Raw genomic sequence first — 21,800 nt, forward strand, 5'->3', positions numbered from 1 at the left:
TTTTTCTCGGAAAAAAAAAGAAAAAGGTGGGATGCGCTCTCCGAACGCGCAGAAAACGCATCCCTCCGAAAAGCAGAGCGACAACGCTAAGCCGAAGCCATCTGCATGGCATGCACGTCGGCCGCGGTGACGCAGTGACCGCCGATACCCCAATTCCCTTCCTTCACTTCGTCGATCTTTACCCAAGTGACTTCGCGCAGGGCCTCCCCCTCGATCGAGGTCATGGTGTCGGTGATCTTTTGGATGATCTCCTTCTTCTGTTCTGCCGTGAATACGTTTTCGATGACTTGTACGTTTACGAGTGGCATGATGATTATCTCCAATTAATTAGTTGAATTGTCCCGAGGCGACCGTCGCCTCTTTTGACCCAACCACTCTAGCCAAAGCAGCGTTTGCCCGGCGTTCCTCCCAGCGTTTCTTAGCGAAAAAATGCGGAAATCTTCAAAAAATCGCGTTCAGGAAACGTTTATTCCGCCAAAAAAGCGCTCACCGCCCGTAAGTCCGGACGATCAAAGCCTTCGCTGAATCGCCCGAAAACGGCCTCCAAGTCCTTGCGGCTTTCCGATTCCCGCTCCGAACCGCGCCAAAGCTTGGCCAAGCTCAATCGCGCCCGCAACTCCATGAGCAAGCTCCCTTGCTCCTGGGCCACCGATAAAGCCTTGAGATACAATTCGTCCACCTCTGCTTCGGCGCGTCCCAACCCGTGCAGCAACTCTCCTCTGATTCGCAGCAGCTCCGCGTCGTAAAAGGTTTCTTCGCTCTGGTTCAAAGCATCCCCTAATGTATCCAAAACTTGGAGTCCTTCTTTGAACTCACCCAATTGAGCATGCGCCCGCGCGAAGTAGACGAGGTGAGACGAAAGGCTAATCGTATGCTTACGCTCCAAGCACAGCTCGAAGTTCTCCCGCATTCGCTGAAATCCTGAGCGATCCCCTTCCTCTATCACTTGCAGATAGCCAGTCACCATCTCGCAACGGGTCTCCCAGAAGAGAAGCTGATGCTCCGCCGAAATCCCCCGGAACTTCTCCACGCAACTTCGCATCAACGCGTGATCGCCGAGATCCATGCACACCTGCCCGCTGAAGCTCAGCGTGTAGCCCTCCGTATGCGGATGATCCACCGCCTTGCCCAGCTCGATCGAACGCCGCACGAAATCCGCGCCCTGATCGAGCTTTCCCAACATCACCAAAGTCCATCCCATGCGGCACAGGCAAATCGCCTTCGGATCCTGGGCATAGTTGGCGACGTGCAGATGGCTCAACGCCGGGTTGTACCGCTGCAACGAATTCTCTAAGTGAAGCCGGCTCTCCTCGAATCGCCCGAGCCAAAAAGTCGCCACCCCCAGCACGTACTCAGATTCTACATACAGTACTTCGTCTTTCGTTTCCTCGTAGTAGGACCTCAAGGTTTCCGCCTGAGCAACCGTCACATGCAAGTTGCCAAACACCAGATTAAAGAGGGCCAAGCCTCTCACCACTGGTGCAGAAGTCGGACGATTGAGGAGCGAGCACAGCTCCTGCGAACGCTCGTAGATCTGCTTCATACGTGGCGTCTGGTATCCAAATTCCGCCACCATGCAAACACCCAACGCGGTACACAGTTCCAGTTCCTTTTCCCTATTTTCCGGCGTCGAAGCGAGGCGTCCCAACAAGCTGTTCGCCTTCTCAAAGAGGCGGATCGCTTCCCGCGTCGCATTCAATTCCTTGGCCGCCAAGCCCGCCTTCAGGTAAGCGTCCGTCGCTTTGGTCACCTGTCCCGACTCCTCGTAGTGCGAAGCCAACTGGGCCATTACCTGCCCCAAGTCGCCAGCAAAAAACGCTTCCAGCACATCCGACGACTTCTTGTGCAAGAGTCGACGCTTCGGAGTACTGATCTGCTCGTAGGTCACCTCGCGCAGCTTGTCATGGGTAAAGTCATACAAGCCCGCCTCCTGCTCGCAAAGGATCCGCTTATCCCAAAGTTCGTCCAACAAACCGATCGCTTCCTCCTCCGACTTTCCACTGACGTCCACCAACATCTCGATAGTAAAGGCTCGCCCAAACACCGCCGCGATGCGTGACAGCTCCAATGCCGCCGGCGAGAGCTGAGCCAAACGCGTCGTGAAAACCGCATGCACCTTGCGCGGCAAGGCCGTCGAAATTTCCAAGCCCTCAAACGAGTCCAGCGAACTCTCATCCCGATTCCGTAAACCCGCTCGCACGCTCTCCACTACAAATAGTGGATTTCCCTCCGTCGTTTCATACAGCCGCGAAGCCTCCCGCAAACTCAAGCCACGGCCCGCCACGCCTGCCGCGATCAAGGCGGCTTCTTCCTCCGAAATCGGTCCCAGATGAATTTCACTCAACTGCCCGTCGCGACTCAATTCCCGCATCATGGGGCGCAACGGATGGTCCTGCGACAGCTCCTCCTCGCGAATGGTACCCGTAATCAAGAGCTTTCCCTTCGGGGCAAAACGCAGCAAATAACGCAACCACTCCAGCGACTCCTGATCGGTCCACTGCATGTCGTCTAACAAGAGCATCACCGGTTCGTCCTTCGCCAGGATGGCCCGAGACAAAGCTTCGAACAGCAAATGCCGCTGCCAATTCCCCTGTTCCATGGACGATTTCGGCAACTCCGGAAACTGAGCCTTCAGCTCCGGCATCACTCTCGCAATTTCCGCCAACCATACCGGATCCATATCTGATAAAACTGGATACAACACCGGCGACCGCAGCCACTGACAAACCGGAGCATAGGCCAAACGACCTTCCGCCGCATAAGAACGCGTGCGACACGTCGCCACCCCTTGCCGCGCCAACGACACGTAAAGCTCCTCCGCCAAACGCGACTTCCCGATTCCCGCCTCGCCAATCAAAACGATCAATTGGGCCTGACCCGCCAAAGCGCTCGCCCAAGCCTCCTTGAGCAAAGCCCACTCCGCTTGCCTGCCCTGCAAAGGCAACTCCGGTTCGCTCGCCGCACCCAAGGTCGTTGGCTTCGCAGCAGACTCCAGCGGCTCCTCTGCCAGCAGCTTGCGATGCAATTCCTTGGTTCGCTCGCTGGTTGAAACGTCGAGCTCCTTACGCAAAACGTCCTCACAATCTCGATACACCTGCAGCGCTTTAGCTCTGTCTCCATTGAGCGCATACAAACGCATCAAGCTCGCATACGCCTTTTCGCGGGTCGGCTCCAAGCTACGCAGCTTTTCCCCGTATACGATCGCCCCCGCATAGTCTCGTTTCGCCTCCAGGCAAGCTGTCGCCTCTTCCAGCAACTCCGCGAAACGTCGCTTCAGCTCCTCCCGCTTCACCTCCACCCACTCGTCATAATGCCCCGGCAAGAAAGCGCCTCCGTACGCCGCCACAGCCTTTTCGAACTGAACCACTGCAGCAGTCCGATCACCCCGCTTGCAAGCCACTGAGGCCTCTTGGCACGCCGACTCGAAACGCTCCACGTCCAGCTCTACCGGAGCATCTAACCGCCACTCGATCGTCTTGCTGTTGGTTTGCAGGCAGTCGTCCGCCTCCGGCAGTTTCTTGCGCAGCTCATGCAGCAAGTGGCGGAAATTGGTCAAGGCCTGCTTCTCCGTCGAATCCGGCCAAAAGGAGTAAGCCAGCCGCGAACGCTGCAAGGCCTCCCCCCGTTTCAGCAGCAAAAAGGCTAGCAGGCCACGCAGGCGAATCGTATCGATCGCCGTATGAGCGGTCCCGTCGAGAGAAAGCGAGAACTCTCCCAACAGTTGGACTTTAAGTTGAACTGGCAAGGTGAGGACAAGAGGAAGCCTCAGACTATCAAAAGCTACCTATAAATTGCTAGCCCCAAAATGCAGCAGGCACAGGAGTAATTGCCTGAGCACCGATCAAACACCTTTGAAGACTTACCCAACAGCCACTATACGAGGACGCCGTTACTCAACGAAAGTGATAGCTGGTCTGCGGAGGATAGAGGTAGCCCATGGCTTGCTGGGCGACGTCGTTGCGATAGAGCGGGTCGTCCATGAGGAAAGGACGTCGGCTTTCGGTGGGAATCGTCGTCGTGTAGATTCTTAATTCACCCGGGTAACTGACGACAACTTCCTCTCGCCAGTCCCCTAACAGATCTGCAATGGCAACGATGTTCCCTTCAATGGTTCCCACTTGGCCACCATCGTATTCAAGAATTCGATTCACTTGCATTCCCGTCCGCTTGCCCCAAGGAATTTCCGGGATGTAGGCCTTGCTTCTTTTGCCCGTCCAAAAAAGCGCCCGAGGACTGAGTCCGCCCAAATTCTCTTCGGACAAGAGATAACCTGTCGCCGCATCGTAAAGCCAATATCCCGTGCCGTTCTGCTCCCCCGAATAGAACTCGATCCCTGGATTGCTGGGTACGAAGTCGCCGAACATTCCCTGGTCATGGATGTGAGCCGTCTTGTAGGGATGCCCCCAAATCATTTCGCCTGTCCGCGCATCCAATAAACAAATACCGTTCCGTTCCTGAGCGGATTCGTATCCAAGGATGATCTCCAAGCCCGGGCGGCTGGGAATCACATCAGTCAAGTACCCCATGTCATTGTGCCCCATATTCGTATTCCACATAACAGTGCCGTCATCATCCAAAGCAACCGAACCGAGAATGACCTCCTCTCGTCCATCGGCGTCTAAATCAGCTGCGTGCAATCCATGGGAACCTTGACCGCGAACCGGCGGAGTCGACTCGTCACCATCCCAACGCCACCGCTTGACCAGCGCTCCGTCAATCAAGTCGTAGGCATCCACCACCATACGCGTGTAGGTGCCGCGGCAGACCAGCAAGCTCGTTCGCTCTCCATCCAAGGAAGCGATGCCGATCTGGTTTCGGTTAACCCGATTGCCTCGGTTGTCGCCCCATGCTTCAGGATCGCCCCGCTCCACCCAATCCGTTTTCGTGATCTCCTCACCGGTCATCCCATCCAGGATCGAGCAATACTCTGGACCTGAGATCACGAACCCATCGGCAGGACCGCCTTTCTCCGCATAGGACGCTTCGTAGCTCGCAGCGAAGGGCGCGGTCTTCAGAGCGACCTCCGCCTTTCCGTCTCCATCAAAGTCATACACGATCATAGGCGTCCACCAGATTCCCATGTTCATGTTCCAGCCCAAGTCTTTCCGCCAAAGGAAAGTGCCATCATGAAGATAGGCTTCCACTTTGTAGGTCCCCGGGCTCTTGCGGGCCGATCCGGGGTCTAAGCCTCGCTCAGGCTGCTTGATGACGTAGTCATATTTTCCGTCGCCATTAAGATCGGCGATGCCCACTCGCTGAAAACCATAGTCCCCCTGCAGCGGGAACGAATAATAGGAGGTCGCTGGCCTGTGGGCAGCCAATTCCACTCGAGCCAATTCTTCGCCCTCGATAGAGGGACGCCCGCGCCGGAGCGTAACGGACTTGATCCAATAAGCGTTATCTTCGTCCAAGCGAACCGATGTATCCAAAAAGTTAGAGCCATCGCGAATCGGCGCTCGGTTCAACTTCACCGCCTCCTCTCCATTGGTGGAACGATAGAGGTTGAAAACCAAGCCAGCCGGGTCGCTTTCGAACAAACGCCATCCGATGTAAGCTGCGTTCTCATCCGTAGGCATCGCAATCATGCCGCGATCCAGCTTCTCAGCAGCGCTGCCGGTCGCTACCGTGGTCGCTCCGACCAACAGCGCAATCCCGACCCGCGGTATCTTCAGAACCGGCATGAAGCGATTCAGTTTAAGTCTGCACGGAATGGTTGGGGTAATGAAATGGGGTACCTTCATACCTGGAGACTCTACACCCAGCTTGGAAAAGGGTCACTTGAAAACGTATCGCACCGAGACGGCTGGGAAAGCCTTCCCTCGATCGACCTGAAGGGCTGCGGTTGCCCTTTCTGCAGGGGGATTCCCGGCTTCAGGCTTGGCATCTAAACGAACAAAACGATGCCCAAAATCTGACTGGCAGGCTAACTAAAAGCCAGAAGCAGTTGTCCCCTCACCTCATTGAGATCATTCTGAAGGTTAAGCTACCCCGGCTTCATCAAGACCTAACCCCCACCCCAAAGACTACCCCCATGAAACCCTATCTTTTCTCTTTTTGCTCACTCTTGGCGGTGCTCGCCACAAGCCTTTCTTCCGCCGACGAATTCTACGTTCATCCCGACGGTCGCGACTCGAACCCTGGAACCATCGAGCAGCCCTTCGCATCGATAACGAGAGCCCAAGTCGCCGCGGCCCCGGGCGATACCATTTGGATACGAGGCGGCGAATATTTTTTCAAGGGGACCGAAATCGCCACCGGCATCCTTCTCGACAAGAGCGGCGAGGAGGGAAAACGCATCAACTATTGGGCCTACCAAGACGAGATCCCCATCCTCGACTTCTACCAATTGCTCACCCCTGCCCGAATTCGCGGCATCAGCGTCACCGGAGACTGGCTACACCTGCGCGGGATCGAGATTCGGGGCGTGCAGCAAATCCTCACCAACACCAACGAGTCCTGGGCGATCCGCGTCGAAGGGGGCAGCCATAACATTTTCGAACTGCTCAACCTGCACCACAACGAGGGGCCCCGGCTCTTCATTTCCGAAGGGGGACACAATCTGGTACTGAACTGCGATTCCCACCACAACTACGATCCTGATCGCGGCGGCGAAAACGCAGACGGTTTCGGCGGCCATGCCAGCATGGAAGGCAACGTCTTCCGCGGCTGCCGGGCCTGGGCCAACAGCGACGACGGCTACGACCTGATCCATGCTCTGGGAGCCCACAAGATCGAGCACTGCTGGGCTTGGAGCAACGGTTTCGTGCCGGACACTCAGGAAGAGGCAGGCAACGGCGGCGGATTCAAAATGGGAGGATGGCTGCTCAATCCAGAGCGATTTCCGGGACACGTCGCCGTCCACTCCGTAAGCCACAGCCTCGCCTTCGACAACCGAGTGGTGGGCTTCAACACGAACTACCACCCAGGCCTCGTGCGTTTCTACAACAACACCGCCTTCAACAACCCCCAGCAGTTCAACCTGAAGGTCGCCCAGCGGCAGCCCAAGCCCGTGACCCACGTGCTACGCAACAACGTAGCGCTCGGCGAAGCGCCCCCCGTGTCCGGAATCGAACGCTTTCTGCCAGATGACCAATTCAATTCCTGGAACCTAATCGAAACGGGCAACGTCACCTCCGAGGATTTCCTGAGCGTGGTTCCAAAGGGAGTCGACGGACCACGTCAACCCGACGGGAGCCTGCCGCAAATCGACTTCATGCGCCCGAAGCCGGGAAGCCGGCTCATCGATGCCGGAATCGACGTCCGCCTGCCGTTCAAGGGCAAGGCCCCCGACCTCGGCGCCTTCGAGACGGAGCAAGCTACCTTAATTTCCGTTCCCCCAGAACGAGCTATTCTACCGGCGCCGCTTCCGCCTCGAGTCGCGCTCGCTGCTCGAACGATTGAAGCATCATGTGTTGCCGCACCCGCGTTTGTGTAATGTCCGCTAGGATACGTTCCTCGAATATGGCAAATTGAGCAGGCTCTAGCAAGGCTTCGGCTTCGTCCAGCATTTCAATGTTGTTGTTGATCGAACGCTCAGTCACCTCAATCACCGAAGCCGCATCGTTCATACGCACCCCCACCTGAATCGTATTCGAAAGCAGGTTCCAGATAGGCAAGTATTGCTCTTGGGTAAGCGGTTGGTTGCCGAATCTCATCAGCGTATCGATTTCTTGTATACGGGCGAAAGATAGAGGTTTGGTTTCCGCTTTAAGAAAGAGCTCGGCCATAGAATCGCCAACAAGGGAACGAAGCTCCTGCTGGTAGCTCGCCTCGATATCTCGCCTCTCCTCCTCTGGCAAAGCTTCCAGTCCAAGTTGATTCAGGTCGGCTCGGTTCGCGTAGCGAGCAGTAAGCAACTCGACGAGCCTCTCCTTCTCTAACGGCCCCACCTCTGACAATGCGATCAACGAGGCAAAGCGACGCGACTGGTCGGCGCGTATCCAATCCAAAGCTAAGTCCACAGTCGATTCGTCGTGGAGCATCGCAAGCATCGGGTCCCCCGGATGGGTCAAGCCCGAGCCGGCTTGGGACGCCCTTGGCCGCTGCCTTCGCGCATTGTAGACCGACAATTCGTTTTTCAGCTCGGCCACCTCCTTTTGCAGAGCGAGATTCTCCTCTTTTAGGATCTCGTACTCGGACGAGCTCTCCACGAAGCCGCCTAGCGACTCCTCCAAGTCGGTTACAGGGAAATCTTGTTCGATTTCCGAGAGCCGTTCGAGGTCCGATTCCGGAGCCGATTCGGGCGAAGCCTTTTCCCCGTCCTTCTGTATCAGCAGGAAAGCGAAAAGCAGATTACTAGCGAGCAGCGAGGGTACAACGAGCTTGGATATTTGCATAAGGGTAACAAGGGTTGCGATACCCTAGAACAACTCCAAAGCATCGCAACCCGCTCAAATTCCAAACGTCAGACTGCTGCCCTAAAACACTCAATCCTCCGGACGCTCTCCGGCCGGGGCCATCTTCACCAGACGCGGAAAGAAGCGCGCCAGCGGATCCACCAGGTCGGCCTGAGCCGCCATGACTTCGTCGATGTCCTTGTAGACGTACGGAACCTCGTCGATCCCGGCCGACAACAGGCGGACTCCGCGTTCCTGCAGGAGCTTGTTGGCGTCCTTCCAGTTCAACTTCGATGCGGCTTGCTTACGGCTCATCACCCGGCCCGCACCGTGGGAGGCGGAGTTCAACGACTCTGGGTTGCCCTTGCCTCGCACTACATAAGCGGGACTCGCCATTGAACCTGGGATCACTCCCAGCACGCCTTCGCCTGCTGGAGTCGCGCCCTTGCGGTGCACGATGACTTCCTTGCCGTCGTGCTGCTCCTTCCACGCGAAGTTATGGTGGTTCTCCACGTCGAGGATTGGCTCGAGACCCAAGTTCGCTGCCACATGTTTATGGATACAAGCATGGTTCGCAGCTGCGTAGTGCCCCATCAATTCCATGGCTTGCCAGTACTCCTGGCCCGCCTTGGAATCGAGACCCAACCACGCCAAATGCTGCAGCTCCTTCGGCAATTCCGGATGCGTGTCCTTAGCCAACTTCGAGTAGTGAGCGGCTACGTTAGCACCCGTTCCCCGGCTCCCGCTATGGCTCATCAGAGCCACATAGGTTCCCGGTTCCACGCCCAGCGACGTATCCGAAATCTCGATCTCTCCGAACTCCACGAAGTGGTTTCCGCTTCCGCTGGTTCCCAGCTGCTTCCAAGCCTTGTCCTTGCATTGCTGCGTGATCGGCGAAACCGACCAGTCACGATCCATCACATCATGCAGACGCTTCTCCTTGAAGAAACCGCCCACTCCAAACTTGGTCTCCGTATTCAGAGCTCCCGTGAAGCGACCGTTTCCTTCGTCGCGCAGCAAACGCTTCACCGGAATATCGAATACGCTCAACTTCATACGGCAAGCTATGTCTACACCGACAGCGTACGGAATCACCGCATTGTTCGTCGCCAAAACCCCACCGATCGGCAATCCGTAGCCCGGATGTGCATCCGGCATCAAGGCGCCGCGCTCCGCTACCGGCAGGCTACAACCATTCAACATTTGCTGAATAGACATGTCCTCCAGGTCCGAGCCCCACTGACGGTAAGGAGCGGGCGTTTCACGGGCGATGTAGCGCTTTCCGGCTAGCTTCTCAGCAAGGCCGCCGAGGATCGCATCCTCTAAATAACGGTCCGGCTTTTCCACCACGGCGGAGAGAATCAAACGCATATCCGAGGATCGCTTCCCCCCGGTGGCCAGCTGCTTAACGATATTCATTGCTTCCCGAGCGGGTTCTCCCGCGGGGATTCCTATATTTAATAAATCTTTGTTTTTCATTTGGTGTCTTACTCCTGAGGGTCTGGTCTCTTCCAGATCAGCTCATTGTTCTTGTACACTTCTCGTACGCGATGGAAGGGGATGTCATGATATAGTTTGTCCCCACAAAGAGCGGTAAAGGAAAAGGAGTTTCCTTTTTCGAATTCCACGTTCTCCAGACCCACCCTCTCGAGTGCGGTCTGACCACGTTCGACATAGGCTATTTCGAAATCGCCTTTTCCGAACACTTCGTCCCAGCGAATTCGGCTCAGCAGTTCATGTATTGGTTGCATGGTTACATCTTTCGTTGTGGGAAGCGGCCTTGTGCCGCGATATCGATTGTACAGATCGCGACGCAAGGTCGCTTCCCACACGGGCATTGCCCTTTGGTAATCAGCTAAGGATCTCCACCAGCCAAGAGAGTCGGCTCTCCCGCGTGGTCTGGATCTCAATATCTAAAAATTTCTCTATAATATCTTTGTTTGTCAAAAAATGCTGGCTCAAGGCCAGGGTCCGAAAGCTTCCGCCTCCAGCAAGGGCGAAGGGAAGCAACAATTGATCCGCAAGGTAGTCGCCCACCGGGGCTTCTTCCTTGGCATAGCGAACCGCTTCTTTCGCAACCTGTTTCGCTACAAACTCAGAGGTCACTCCCTTCTCGCCAAAGCCAGTGACGATCTCGGTCAACTCCTCGAATTCGTAAGCCATGGAAAGCACGTTGCCCACGCCTGCTGACCCTTCGTACTGATGGACCTCCATCTCCTTGAGGCTCAGATCAAGCACCTTGGAAAGCTCGGAAAGCTCCCGCTTACCGATACGCTCCTCGAGATTGCACAAACCGGCAACTGCCCGACGGGACTTCAGCGCTCCACGCTGCAGCAGCTCGATCGATTCAAGCAATTTGGCCGAGCCAATCTCCGCTACGAACTGCCCTTGGCCAGCCGGATAAAATCCCGCCCGCACCAACTCGAGTTCGACCTCCGCCCCCATGCGACGCACGACGGGCAGGAAGACCTTTGAGAGGTAGTCAAAGCTAGGCGCCTTGCTATTGTGGGTGCCGCCCTCGAACTGAACGATGGATTCGCCTTGGGCGAGCAAGAGCGGCAGGAAAAGGGTTTGGAATACAAGCGAAGTGCTGCCCGCCGTACCCACGGCAAAGCTGTATTCGCCCGCCTTAACCTTACCCGGGACAAAGCTCAAATTCTGAGACTTCATTTCCGCCCCTTCCACCCTGGCTCCACAGATCTCCGTGGCTGCACGAACGCAGGTCAAGTGCTGCCGCATCAAGCCCGGCTTCGCACGCTTGGCACGAATCTTCTCAATTCGGAACGGCTTACCCGTGATCATCGACAAGCTCAAAGAGCTGCGAAGCGCTTGACCACCGCCCTCGCCCAGAGAGCCATCTATGTTGATTGTTTTCATTGCAGTAATTGAAATTTGGATGCAGCGACAAATCTTTGACGAAACTGCAGGATTCGAACCTGCACTACCTTTCGGCTTCTACCATTGTAGTTCCGTCAGCATTCGCTGCAGCGTTAAGGGGTCGACAAGTTCATGCTAGAGACAGGACAGTTGTAAATGTAGTCCCTAACGGCATTCGACCAGAATTGAAAAATGCGACAAGGTTTTATCATGACGATACTCCTGCGTGTCTACTTCCACCACTGGCAAGACGTTAACCAGCCGGGATTCGATACCCGGACGACCTTTCGGTCACAGAACCCGATGTAGTCATGACAGCATTCGCATTTAGAAGAAATTCAGACACGCGACTAAGTTTCGATGAGACATTTGCTACTGCTCTACCGAGTTGAGCTACGCCAGCCAATGTAGGTGACGGCAGGACTCGAACCTGCAACCTGTAGATTCTGATGTAGTCCCATCAGCATTCGCGTGAAAGGTTTAAAAAGAACAAGCGCGACAAGGAATTGGAAAGACGAACGTAAGCTGCTCTACCACTGAGCTACGCGCCGATGAATTGGGCGGCGCGACGGGACTCGAACCCGCGACCTGCTGCACATGAAGCAATGTAGTCCTTCCGGCATTCGCGCAAAAGTAATATAAAGAACAGTGTTAGTATTTCAGTTATACTGGGCGACGAACCACGCCGCCCAGTGATCAATAGTTTATGGAATCTGCACATCTTCGATCTTGGAAACCCAATAGTCTCCGTCGATCGGGTGGCGGGCGAAATCTGCGATTGCGGAAAAAACCGAATCTGAAAATCCACCGACATTCAATATGTCACGACGCGAGGTCGCCTGAGCCGTGGAGTAAGGCTGGATATCGATGCATACCAGCTTCGCTTTCGCGTTGCGGCGCTTCAATACTTCCCACTCCTGCATCATAGCGGTTCCTTGGCGAGATGGACCGGAATTCACCCAAGACTCGTTGTCAGAAATAAAGACTACCAAGTCCGGAGCTTCGCGACGATCGTTCAACCACTTCAAAGGCGCGGAACAGTTGGTTCCACCCCAGCCTAAGCTGGAGAGCGTCTTCGCGTTGGTCATCACGCTATCGCGGGGATTCAGTTCGACATTTCGCACCTTCTCCATGAACGGAAGTACCTGGGCATCTTGATTCTTTCGCAAGAAGGCGGCAGCCACCAACGCGGCCACATCCACGCACTTCACGGCAGTCGTAGATCCGCGGCGGTGTCCAGTAACTGGGGACTGCATCGAACCGGACGAGTCCGGGCAAAGCACAACCTTACCTTCGATGGACGGAACGTTCTCGACAGCGATCTCCAAGGCATCTTGCAATGCGTTCTTGATCGCTTGAGGCAAGCTTGCCTCCGCGTTCATGTACGCAGCCAACAGCTGGTACGGGAACACGCGGGCCTTCTTGATGCGTTCCGGATTTCGCAAACGATTCGCCACCCTGTTTACGAGGTCAGGATGCTCGAACAATCCGTGACGCTGAAACGTATTCAAATTCATACGCGTCATCTGCCAAGAAGCGTTCTTCGCGATGCTTGCCCACTCACGGAGGCCGAGCGGCAAAGCCGTCAACATCTGGAAGGGAACGTCGGGAACATTGGCATCGAAGTCGAAACCCTTGCTCTTTCGCAGCATTCGAAGCGCCTTCTTCAAAGCAGGCGGGTTCGGTCCGTTCAAAGCGCGGTCCTTGAAAGCTTCGTATTCAGCCACCAATGACGGAAGCGCTTCAGCGTCGTAGTCCTTGCCAATCAAGTACGCGTAGAGAGCGGCACGATTCGCATCTCGAGGGCGCGGGTGAACCATCTTGATAACATCCGAGATCGATGGATTTTGACCGACCGACGAACGGAACAGCTGCTCGTCGGAGAGCTTGTACAACCACTCCTGCACGAATCGCTTCGGACGTGTACCTAAAGACTTTCGACCCACCGCTCCGGAACGCATGATCTGCACGAACACGCGAACCATCTTGGCATTGTCGAGAACCTCAAAAGCCACCCGGTCGAACAGTTCCGCATCTCGGGTGCTCAACACCGCGCAAAGCAGAGCCGGCATGTCCTTCATGTAAGCAGAGCGACGAGCGTAGACCGCAAGACGGGCGATGAAACCGGCATCAACCGCCTTGCAAAGCTCGACCACTCGATCCAGTTGCTCATCCGCCGAAGCGTAGAAGGTTCCGTTCAAACATCCCGTAGCCACATACTGAGCGAGGGCTTGCGTGGCAGAGCGCTGGTAGGCCACGGCACCTTGCTCGTTGCGAGCGTTGGCGGCAGGGACTCGTGAACCACGCTTTGATGTGAAAAGTGTCTTGTTAGCCATTCGTATCGTTCTCCTTTGAGTTGAATTGCATTTCAGCGTTTTGCTGAACTTGCCCCTCTAATAACACGACACGTGCCAGCCCTTGGGCTACCGACCATAAAAACCTCACTAGTAATTGGTGTCCAATTACTTAAAAAGTTTTTATTTTTCTCTAGTTCAATTTCACTAAAAATCTCGATGTTATTTTTCCTGTTTTATCTAGATTATTTTCTACTTTTTTATTCTTCTATCTAGAACATGAAGAAGCTCGTTTCCATCGGCATTCTGGGAGTCCAGCTCGATTCCTTCGACCCTCGGCGGCGTTGGGACCGCTGGCGGCCGACCGTTTCCCTTTGCCAACAAGAAGACCTGCTCATCGACCGCTTCGAGCTGCTCTACGAGCCGAAGTTTGCCAAGCTAGCTCAGACGGTGGCTGACGACATGCAGGCCGTTTCGCCCGAGACCGAAGTAAACCAGCACCTCATCTCGATGGGAGACCCTTGGGACCTGGAAAGCGTCTACGGAGCGCTCTACGATTTCGCCGCCTCCTACCCTTTCGATACGGAAAACGAGGACTACATTGTCCACATCACGACCGGCACCCACGTCTGCCAAATCTGCCTATTCCTGCTTGCCGAATCGCGGCACCTGCCCGCTCGCCTGATCCAAACCTCGCCTCCCAAACGCGACCCTGCGACCACGCCGGGTGACTACCGCATCATCGACCTCGATCTCTCCCGCTACGATCAACTGGCCGCCCGCTTCGAGATCGAAAAACGGGATACGGAGACACAACTCAAGTCCGGCATCGCCACCTTGAACGCCTCGTTCAATGCCATGATCGGCGAGATCGAGCAGGTCGCCATCCGCTCCCCTCACCCCATTCTGATCACCGGCCCTACCGGTGCGGGAAAGTCGCAACTCGCCCGACGCATCTACGAGGTCAAGCGAGCCAAACGCGGCGTCAGCGGATCTTTCGTGGAGGTCAACTGCGCCACCCTGCGAGGCGACGGAGCCATGTCCGCGCTTTTTGGGCACAAGAAAGGCTCCTTTACCGGAGCCCTCGACGATCGAGGCGGACTGCTCAAAGCCGCCCACAAGGGCGTGCTATTCCTCGACGAGATCGGCGAGCTCGGCCTTGACGAGCAGGCCATGCTGCTGCGAGCCATCGAAGAAAAACGCTTCCTTCCCCTCGGCTCTGACCAAGAGACGGAAAGCGACTTCACCTTGATTTCCGGAACCAATCGAGAGCTCTCGGAGGAAGTCCGAAAAGGCAATTTCAGAGAGGACCTTCTGGCACGCATCAATCTCTGGTCCTACCAGCTCCCGGGCCTCAGCTCGCGAAAGGAAGACATCGGGCCCAACATCTCGTATGAACTTTCCCGATACGCCAAAGACCACGGAAGACAAGTCGCCTTCAACAAGGAGGCGCGACGCAGCTACGAGAAGTTTGCCACCAGTCCCGACGCTAAATGGACCGGCAATTTCCGCGACCTCAACGCCAGCATCACTCGCATGGCTACGCTTGCCGGAAACCGTCGCATCAACGCTGAGATCGTCGAATCCGAAATCGATCGCCTGCAACGAAGCTGGCAAGGCCCTAAAAACGACAGTCAAGACGAGGAGCTGCTCCGCGATGTGCTCGGCACTCAGGCAGAGGAAGTCGATCCCTTCGACCAAGCCCAACTCGCTCTCGTCATACGCGCCTGCCGTGAATCGCGCAGTCTCTCCGAAGCGGGTCGCAAGCTCTTCGCCGTGTCCCGCCTGAAGAAAAAAACCAGCAACGACGCTGACCGCCTCCGCAAATACCTTTCGAAATTCGGGCTCAGCTGGGACGATTGCCTCGCTTGAAGCGAGCGACGCCTCACCCCAGCGACGAGTGCGTGCCGTCGCAGAAGGGGGCCTTGCCGGTGCGCTTGCATTGGCAGAGGAAATAGTCTCCGTCCTTCTCGACTTCGAAGAGCTTGGGGGCGAATCCGGTTCCCTTGTGGGAGCCGTCGCAAAACGGCTGCCCGCTGGACTGCCCACAGGTGCACCAAGCGTAACGCTTTCCGGCTTGGAGGCTGACTTTGCTGGGGGATTTGGCGGCGATCTTTGGTTCTACCATGCCGAACACTCAGGCAAACCGGCACTCTACCACAGAAGCGTCGGCTTCGCTAGCCGGGCTCGCATTTCTCGAATCGTAAGCACCAATCCTATTGGCAGGGCGCTCAGGGTGAATCCGATAGCTCCGTTCCGCATTGCCAAAATCGGGAGTTCCGCGTGCAATTTCCCAACATGCCCTCCCCGCTCGAAAACGACCTCAAGCGCCTCGACCACATCGCGACCTTCATGGACTCCGCCTTTCGCATCCCTGGAACCCAGGTCCGCATCGGATGGGACCCGCTCATCGGATTGATTCCCGGAATTGGCGATACCTTCAGCCTCCTTGTCCTCTTCTACTTCCTAGCGGTCGGTTGGCGGCACGGCGTCGCAAAGAGGGTTCTGCTCCTGATGGTGGGACGTCACCTGATGGACGCCCTGCTCGGCTCCGTTCCCGTCGCCGGCGACCTGTTCGACGTCTTCTACCGCGCCAACGAAAAGAATCTGCACAGCATCCGCGAAGCCCTCGCCCAAAAAGCCGAAAGCCCAAAGCTCGTATCATGAAACTTAAATCCCGCCTCAGCGCCTTGGCCCTTTCCATCGCCGCCGCGAGCTACGCTTACGGACAACGCGAAATCGTTTCCCACGACAGCCCCTACCCCACTCTCGGCAGTATCGAAAGCTATTCGCCGGAGTTCGCCGCGCTCATCGACGCCGACGCCCCAATGGAAGTCCTCGCCCAAGGCTTCCGCTGGTCGGAAGGCCCCCTCTGGGACCCCTCCAACAATCGCCTGCTTTTCACCGACGTCCCCGAGAACACCGCTTACCATTGGACACAGCAGGATGGCGTATCCATATTCCTGCGACCCAGCGGCCACACGGAAGTCAGCCCGGAAGGGTTCCGCGAGTCAGGAGCAAACGGGCTCGCGTTTTCCCCTGAAGGACAACTCGTGCTTTGCCAGCACGGCAACAAACAAGTCGCCCTCTACGACGAGGCAAGCCGCACCTTTACCCCACTGGTTAACCGCTACGGGGAGCGCTCCTTCTACAGCCCCAACGACTTGGTCTTCTCCACCAATGGAACACTCTTCTTCACCGATCCGCCCTACGGGCTGCACCGCGAACAACAGCAAACCATCGACACCCACTACGTCTACCGCCGCGCGGCAGATGGCACTGTCACTGAAGTTACCGATGCAATCCGTTACCCCAACGGCATCGGACTCTCGCCCGATGGCCGCACCCTCTACATTGCCAGCTCGGATGGCCGATCACCCGCGATTTACGCGTACCCACTTGATGGAGACGAATTCCCAACTGGCGAATCTACTTTGCTCTTTGACGCCAGCCAATACCGTAGCGACACCCGCAAGGGCGGTTGCGACGGCATGGCCATTGACAGTCGCGGAAACATCTGGGCAACCGGACCAGGAGGCGTTTGGGTCATCAAGCCAAGCGGTGAAGTGATCGGTTTTCTGGATACAGATGGACGCCTCGCCAACTGCGCCTTCGGCGGCCCCCACGGGACCACCCTTTATATCACCGCCGCCGACAGACTCTTGCGTATCGAGACGAAGGTAAAGGGCCTCGTTCGTTAGCAAACGCTCCCACATCAAGAATGTCTCGCTCTTTCCCATGACTCTTCTCGAATACGGACTCTATAGCTTCGTTTCGCTCTTCGTCATCGTCGAGCCCATCACCATCGCCCCGGTGCTGCTCGCCATGACGCCAAACGACAGCGTCGCCTCGCGTCTCCGCATGGTCCGCATCGCCTGCCTGACCGCCGCCGGAGTCCTCCTCGTGTTCGCATTGACCGGCAACGCTTTGCTGTCCTTCCTCGGCATCACCATCTCCGCCTTCCAAGCCGCAGGAGGAATTCTGCTCCTTCTCATCGCACTGCAAATGCTGCAGGCCAAAGCCGAAACACCCGAGCGCATCACCCCAAGCGAAACCGCCGCCGGCAGGGTCAAGGACGACATCGCGATCAGTCCCCTCGCAATCCCTCTGCTCGCTGGGCCCGGGGCTATCTCCACCTCCATACTTCTCTACCAACAAGCGGAGACCTGGCCCCACAAAGCTGTGCTCTGCCTATCCATCACGCTCGTCGCCATCGTTTCCTACGGCATCCTGCGCCTCGCCTCGCAAGGCGCCAAATGGCTCTCCCCCTTGGTCCTCCGGCTTACCACTCGCCTCATGGGACTGCTGCTGGCGGCCCTCGCCGTGCAATTCATCTTCAACGGCGTCCGCGCCGCTGAACTCTTCAGCCCGCAGTAAATTCGAATTAGCACTGCGAAAGGTAGGGCGGCCTGGCCTAGGCCGCCGCAACGAGCCGATCCTCCAACGCGGCTGACTGGGCCAGTCAGCCCTACTTTTTGAAGACCATCTCCCTACGGCCACAAAAACCACAGGTAGCCTGCATAACCCGCCAGCAAGAGCAGGCCTTCCACTCTCCGCAGCATGTATCCGCTCCAGATCAACGGTAGCATCGCCACGGAAAAGAGGACCATCGCTCCCAGGTCGAAGACTTTTACTTCGCTCCCTGCGATGGGACCGACCATGGCCGAAACGCCTAGAATTCCCAAGATATTGAATACGTTCGAACCGATGATATTGCCGATCGCCATGTCTGGCTGACGCTTGAGGGCAGCAGTGATCGAAGTCACGAGCTCGGGCATGCTGGTGCCGGCCGAAACGATGGTCAGGCCGATCACCGCCTCGCTCACTCCCCATCCCCTGGCCAAATCGGACGCCCCCCAGACCAGCAGCTTCGATCCGCCGATCGATAAAGCAAGCCCGACCAAAAACCAGACAAGATCCAACCAAGCAGAGCGACTCTTTCCACCTGCTTCGGCCCTAGCCTCCGTCAGTTGCTCTGAACCCGCTCCGGCATCCGCTTGCCTCAAGTTCACCACCGTGTAGATCATGCAGCCAACAAGAAAAGCCGCTGCCTCGATCCGTCCTAGGCTTCCATCCCACAGAAACCAACAAGCCAGCAAAGCGACTGCGAGCATCACCGGCGCATCCACTTTTACGATACGCCGTTCCACGCCGATCGGACAAATCAGAGCGGTTATCCCTAGAATCACCCCAATGTTAAAACTGTTGGAGCCAACGACGTTCCCGATGGCGATATCCGAGGTCCCTTGTAATGCGGCCTGTACGCTCACCACCAACTCCGGAGCGCTGGTGCCATAGGCCACGACCGTCAAGCCAACCGCCAAGGGCGAAAGCCCTAATCGCTCCGCAAAGGAAGACGCTCCGCGTACCAGCAGAGAAGCTCCCGCAAACAAGAGCCCGAGCGATAAGAGGATGGCGAGGATCGTCATGGGAACGAGTTAAAGGTCCGCAAAAGCGCTTTCGGAAAGCCGGAAGGTTTTAAGCGACAGGTTCACGTCGTGCAGGAACAAGCCCAGTCCCCCGAGAAAACAAAGCATGCAAGCCCCGAAGAGAGCCAGAATTGCCCAGGCCCAATCGAGTCCCAAAAACGTAATCGTGAACAGCACGCACACCAGCAAGGCCGCAAAGAGCAAGCTCAGCGTGACCGATAGGATCGCGAAACGCCCGCTCCGCGCCCGCTTGGCCAAGATCGCCAATTCTTGCTTCGCCAAGCCGTCCGGCAGCCTTCCCGCAAGCTCCGGATTCTCACGCAAGGCACGGGCCCGATCCGTAACCCGTCCGTAGCGATTGGTCATCGCCAAAAGGATCAAGCCGATACCCGAAATCAAAATCATCGGACCAATGGCAAGCTGCAGGGTAGGAACGAGTTCGTTGAGGTTCATGGCTTTGTACGATGAGCGCTTCCCGAGCCGATTACGATAAAGGACTTCGGGATTCTTAAAGCACGCACCCACATCAAGAACCCCTTACTTCAACCCACCAGAGCGACTCTGGCCGACAAACGAAGATCTCGACTGGAGGCGCCCAGTAGCAATTCAAAGCCACCCGCTTCCGCGACCCAGTCCTCGGCCTCCGGCGACCAAAAACTGAAGTCCGCTTTCCGCAAGACAAAGGTCACCGCTTGCGACTCGCCCGGAGCCAGCTGCAGCTTGCGAAAGCCCTTCAGTTCCTTGATCGGACGCGGCAGGGAACTCTCCACATCTCGCACGTAAAGCTGGACAATTTCGGAGCCAGCCACTTCCCCAGCGTTTCTCACGGTGACGCTCACCTCCACCTCTTCATCTTCAGCGAAGCTCTGCTTCGACACCTGCAGGTTCGAGTATTCGAATTTCGTATACGACAAGCCATGGCCGAACGGATAGAGCGGCTCGATCCCCTTGCTGTCATACCAGCGGTATCCCACGAACACGCCTTCTTCGTACTCGATGTCGTAAACCTCGCGAGCAGTTTCCCATTGGTCGTTCCAACTTGAATACAAGTGCTCGCCTTGCGGCACGTAGTCCGGGTCCACGCTGTCGGCGAACTCGCGCTCTATGGTCATGGGCAACTTGCCGGACGGGTTAGTCTTGCCGGAGAGAATTTCCGCTACCGCCGTGTGCCCGTTCTGGCCGTTGTACCAACAGTAGACGATGGCAGCAGCCCGCTCGTTCCAGTCCGTCATGCGAATACCGGAACCGCTTTGCACCAGCACCACCACGTTCGGGTTCAAGCTCATGACCTTGCGGGCAAATCGCTCGTCTCCCTCGCCAAGCTCGAAGGGTCGGTCCCACCCTTCGCTGTCCATGGTTCCGACGCTCAAGATGAGCCGCTCCGCCGCCGCAATACGCTCCCAGGTAGGAGCCTTTTCGTAAATAACGCGGTCGCCAAACTCCTCCACCAAGGCGTCCAGAAGATGCACCGTATCATAGCCGTCCACTCGGGCCGAGCCACCGCCATGGGCTTTGTTGGTGATGAAATCCCCGATGAGGAGAATCTCCTGTTCGCCCACCAGCGGCAGAATCCCCCGGTCGTTCTTGAGCAAGACCGTTCCCTCACGAGCGGTCTGCAGCGCGACTTCCTCGTGCTTTGGAAAGTTCGCCACCAAGTCCTGACGCGGCTCGAGATCGAAAAGGTCCATCGCCTTGAGGGTCGTCAGGATTGACTTAACCATTCGGTTAACATCAGCCTCGTCCACCTCGCCAGAGCGAACCTTGTCGGCCAATCCGACGGTAGCCAGGCAAGCGGGCATCTCCAGGTCTTGCCCGGACTTGGCGACCTTGGCCCCGTCGAAGACCGACCACCAATCCGTCATGACCAGCCACTTGAAGCCGAGGTGCCCGCGCAGGAGCCCCTTGATCACCTGCTCGCTCTGGCCCGCCCACTCGCCGTTGACCAAATTGTAGGAGGTCATGGCCGCCAGCACGCCCGCTTCCACGCCGGCCTTAAAGGCGGGCAGATAGATTTCGTTGAGCGCTCGCTCGTCGACCACGGAGTTGCTCTTGCGACGGAAGTAGTCGGTGTTGTTGGCCACGAAGTGCTTGATGGTCGCCACCACGCCCGTGTCCTGAGCGCCCTTGATGTAGCGCTCGATCATGCGGGAGGTCAGGAAGGGGTCCTCGCCGAAGTACTCGAAGTTACGCCCGCACTGGGAGTGCCGGTAGATGTTGAAGCCCGGCCCCAGCAAGACGCCGATCCCCGCAGCGAGGGCCTGTTCCGCTACGCTCTTGGCAAACTCCTGCGAAAGCTCCGGGTTCCAAGTGGCCGACAGCTGCAACGGACAGGGAAAGGCCGTCGATTTTTCGATGGGGTTTTGGTAAGTGAACTCGTGGAAACGGTCCCGCAAGTGGATGCCCGCCGTGGCGTCGCTCATCATGACCCGCTTGATACCGAGCCGCTCGATGGCCTTGGTATAGAAAATGTCTTCGCCGCCCACGTAATCGCACTTCTCGTCGAGCGTCATTTGGGAAAGGATACCTTCCGCCCAAGCGGAAGCTTCTTCGAAAGATATTTTTGGATACATGGAAAAAGGGTTTTGATATAAACTGTCGACTGCCCCTCTCGTGTTCCTAGCTCGAGGCAGGTTTTATTTGGAGGGACGAGTTCCACCTCGTCCGCAGCGGTTTTGATCCTGCACCGCGGACCACGTGGAAGTCGTCCCTCCAAGCCATGAGAGACACAATGAAACGCCCCCGACAAAAAGGCGAAGGGTGTTTTCGTTTGCTAATTCAGAGAGAAAACCGAGTTCTACCGCAGCACTTCACCGACTCCAGAGAAACTCCGTTCTCCCTATCCAGTAGAGCTGCAGCAAGGCGCG

At 56.8% G+C, this 21,800-nt stretch carries 17 protein-coding genes; 5 read left to right on the forward strand and 12 right to left on the reverse strand.

The features are described 5' to 3' along the window. Positions 1-86: 86 nt before the first annotated feature. The 3 genes from IEN85_RS15300 to IEN85_RS15310 form a co-directional block, all read right to left on the reverse strand. Positions 87-308 carry a tautomerase family protein gene (locus IEN85_RS15300; protein WP_191617971.1) on the reverse strand — a complete coding sequence of 74 codons (222 nt, stop codon included), beginning with the start codon at positions 306-308 and terminating at the stop codon, positions 87-89. A gap of 158 nt (positions 309-466) precedes the next feature. Further along, complete coding sequence (locus IEN85_RS15305) at positions 467-3,745, reverse strand: ATP-binding protein (protein ID WP_191617972.1); 3,279 nt, start codon at positions 3,743-3,745, stop codon at positions 467-469. Between the two features lie 148 nt (positions 3,746-3,893). Continuing rightward, positions 3,894-5,741: a rhamnogalacturonan lyase family protein gene (locus IEN85_RS15310; RefSeq protein ID WP_191617973.1), complete on the reverse strand. Its 1,848-nt coding sequence runs from the start codon at positions 5,739-5,741 to the stop codon at positions 3,894-3,896. A gap of 290 nt (positions 5,742-6,031) precedes the next feature. Here IEN85_RS15310 and IEN85_RS15315 point away from each other — a divergent pair, with 290 nt between their 5' ends. Then, the gene (locus IEN85_RS15315; RefSeq protein WP_191617974.1) at positions 6,032-7,435 is read left to right on the forward strand and encodes a right-handed parallel beta-helix repeat-containing protein; all 1,404 of its coding nucleotides are present in this window, start codon (positions 6,032-6,034) and stop codon (positions 7,433-7,435) included. On the opposite strand, the gene IEN85_RS15320 is transcribed toward IEN85_RS15315, so the two are convergent. From IEN85_RS15320 to IEN85_RS15340, 5 genes are all read right to left on the reverse strand, one after another. Beyond that, positions 7,347-8,336, reverse strand: coding sequence for a hypothetical protein (locus IEN85_RS15320; protein ID WP_191617975.1), 990 nt, complete (start codon positions 8,334-8,336; stop codon positions 7,347-7,349). The genes IEN85_RS15315 and IEN85_RS15320 overlap by 89 nt on opposite strands. Before the next feature lie 90 nt (positions 8,337-8,426). Next, entirely contained in the window at positions 8,427-9,755 is a 1,329-nt protein-coding gene (locus IEN85_RS15325) for an RtcB family protein (protein WP_224772665.1), read from the reverse strand. 68 nt (positions 9,756-9,823) lie between these two features. Continuing rightward, a complete protein-coding gene (locus IEN85_RS15330) occupies positions 9,824-10,087 on the reverse strand; it encodes a DUF504 domain-containing protein (protein ID WP_191617977.1) in 264 nt (87 codons plus the stop codon). Between the two features lie 100 nt (positions 10,088-10,187). Next, a complete protein-coding gene (gene rtcA / locus IEN85_RS15335; RefSeq protein ID WP_191617978.1) occupies positions 10,188-11,213 on the reverse strand; it encodes an RNA 3'-terminal phosphate cyclase in 1,026 nt (341 codons plus the stop codon). Between the two features lie 704 nt (positions 11,214-11,917). Next, the gene (locus IEN85_RS15340) at positions 11,918-13,549 is read right to left on the reverse strand and encodes a TROVE domain-containing protein (protein WP_191617979.1); all 1,632 of its coding nucleotides are present in this window, start codon (positions 13,547-13,549) and stop codon (positions 11,918-11,920) included. Positions 13,550-13,786: 237 nt separating this feature from the next. On the opposite strand from IEN85_RS15340, the gene rtcR reads away from it, so the two are divergent. Beyond that, entirely contained in the window at positions 13,787-15,379 is a 1,593-nt protein-coding gene (rtcR, locus tag IEN85_RS15345) for an RNA repair transcriptional activator RtcR (protein WP_191617980.1), read from the forward strand. Positions 15,380-15,392: 13 nt separating this feature from the next. Here the strand turns inward: rtcR and IEN85_RS15350 are convergent, their stop codons facing one another. Next, positions 15,393-15,635 (reverse strand): CDGSH iron-sulfur domain-containing protein, encoded by a 243-nt coding sequence (locus IEN85_RS15350; RefSeq protein WP_191617981.1) that lies wholly within the window; start codon positions 15,633-15,635, stop codon positions 15,393-15,395. Between the two features lie 170 nt (positions 15,636-15,805). Between IEN85_RS15350 and IEN85_RS15355 the strand changes: the two genes are divergently transcribed. From IEN85_RS15355 to IEN85_RS15365, 3 genes are read left to right on the forward strand one after another with little or no spacing between them, the layout of a single operon-like run. Then, the gene (locus tag IEN85_RS15355) at positions 15,806-16,174 is read left to right on the forward strand and encodes a DUF4112 domain-containing protein (RefSeq protein ID WP_191617982.1); all 369 of its coding nucleotides are present in this window, start codon (positions 15,806-15,808) and stop codon (positions 16,172-16,174) included. Continuing rightward, entirely contained in the window at positions 16,171-17,208 is a 1,038-nt protein-coding gene (locus IEN85_RS15360; protein ID WP_191617983.1) for an SMP-30/gluconolactonase/LRE family protein, read from the forward strand. The genes IEN85_RS15355 and IEN85_RS15360 overlap by 4 nt, the downstream gene beginning before the upstream one ends. 37 nt (positions 17,209-17,245) lie before the next feature. Then, the gene (locus tag IEN85_RS15365; protein ID WP_191617984.1) at positions 17,246-17,884 is read left to right on the forward strand and encodes a MarC family protein; all 639 of its coding nucleotides are present in this window, start codon (positions 17,246-17,248) and stop codon (positions 17,882-17,884) included. A gap of 113 nt (positions 17,885-17,997) precedes the next feature. On the opposite strand, the gene IEN85_RS15370 is transcribed toward IEN85_RS15365, so the two are convergent. The 3 genes from IEN85_RS15370 to IEN85_RS15380 form a co-directional block, all read right to left on the reverse strand. Beyond that, entirely contained in the window at positions 17,998-18,936 is a 939-nt protein-coding gene (locus tag IEN85_RS15370; RefSeq protein ID WP_191617985.1) for a calcium/sodium antiporter, read from the reverse strand. Positions 18,937-18,945: 9 nt separating this feature from the next. Then, a complete protein-coding gene (locus IEN85_RS15375; protein WP_191617986.1) occupies positions 18,946-19,389 on the reverse strand; it encodes a DUF2721 domain-containing protein in 444 nt (147 codons plus the stop codon). 89 nt (positions 19,390-19,478) lie between these two features. Then, positions 19,479-21,506: a beta-glucosidase family protein gene (locus IEN85_RS15380; protein ID WP_191617987.1), complete on the reverse strand. Its 2,028-nt coding sequence runs from the start codon at positions 21,504-21,506 to the stop codon at positions 19,479-19,481. Between the last annotated feature and the right edge of the window lie 294 nt (positions 21,507-21,800).

The organism is Pelagicoccus enzymogenes (assembly GCF_014803405.1).
GTDB classification, from domain to species: domain Bacteria; phylum Verrucomicrobiota; class Verrucomicrobiia; order Opitutales; family Opitutaceae; genus Pelagicoccus; species Pelagicoccus enzymogenes.

Bases quoted from the DNA above. Each gene is read 5' to 3' on its own strand.
- IEN85_RS15300 (WP_191617971.1), bottom strand. From the start codon at position 308: ATGCCACTCGTAAACGTACAAGTCATCGAAAACGTATTCACGGCAGAA.
- IEN85_RS15310 (WP_191617973.1), bottom strand. From the start codon at position 5,741: ATGAAGGTACCCCATTTCATTACCCCAACCATTCCGTGCAGACTTAAA.
- IEN85_RS15315 (WP_191617974.1), top strand. From the start codon at position 6,032: ATGAAACCCTATCTTTTCTCTTTTTGCTCACTCTTGGCGGTGCTCGCC.
- IEN85_RS15320 (WP_191617975.1), bottom strand. From the start codon at position 8,336: ATGCAAATATCCAAGCTCGTTGTACCCTCGCTGCTCGCTAGTAATCTG.
- IEN85_RS15325 (WP_224772665.1), bottom strand. From the start codon at position 9,755: ATGAATATCGTTAAGCAGCTGGCCACCGGGGGGAAGCGATCCTCGGAT.
- IEN85_RS15330 (WP_191617977.1), bottom strand. From the start codon at position 10,087: ATGCAACCAATACATGAACTGCTGAGCCGAATTCGCTGGGACGAAGTG.
- rtcA (WP_191617978.1), bottom strand. From the start codon at position 11,213: ATGAAAACAATCAACATAGATGGCTCTCTGGGCGAGGGCGGTGGTCAA.
- IEN85_RS15340 (WP_191617979.1), bottom strand. From the start codon at position 13,549: ATGGCTAACAAGACACTTTTCACATCAAAGCGTGGTTCACGAGTCCCT.
- rtcR (WP_191617980.1), top strand. From the start codon at position 13,787: ATGAAGAAGCTCGTTTCCATCGGCATTCTGGGAGTCCAGCTCGATTCC.
- IEN85_RS15350 (WP_191617981.1), bottom strand. From the start codon at position 15,635: ATGGTAGAACCAAAGATCGCCGCCAAATCCCCCAGCAAAGTCAGCCTC.
- IEN85_RS15355 (WP_191617982.1), top strand. From the start codon at position 15,806: ATGCCCTCCCCGCTCGAAAACGACCTCAAGCGCCTCGACCACATCGCG.
- IEN85_RS15360 (WP_191617983.1), top strand. From the start codon at position 16,171: ATGAAACTTAAATCCCGCCTCAGCGCCTTGGCCCTTTCCATCGCCGCC.
- IEN85_RS15365 (WP_191617984.1), top strand. From the start codon at position 17,246: ATGACTCTTCTCGAATACGGACTCTATAGCTTCGTTTCGCTCTTCGTC.
- IEN85_RS15370 (WP_191617985.1), bottom strand. From the start codon at position 18,936: ATGACGATCCTCGCCATCCTCTTATCGCTCGGGCTCTTGTTTGCGGGA.
- IEN85_RS15375 (WP_191617986.1), bottom strand. From the start codon at position 19,389: ATGAACCTCAACGAACTCGTTCCTACCCTGCAGCTTGCCATTGGTCCG.
- IEN85_RS15380 (WP_191617987.1), bottom strand. From the start codon at position 21,506: ATGTATCCAAAAATATCTTTCGAAGAAGCTTCCGCTTGGGCGGAAGGT.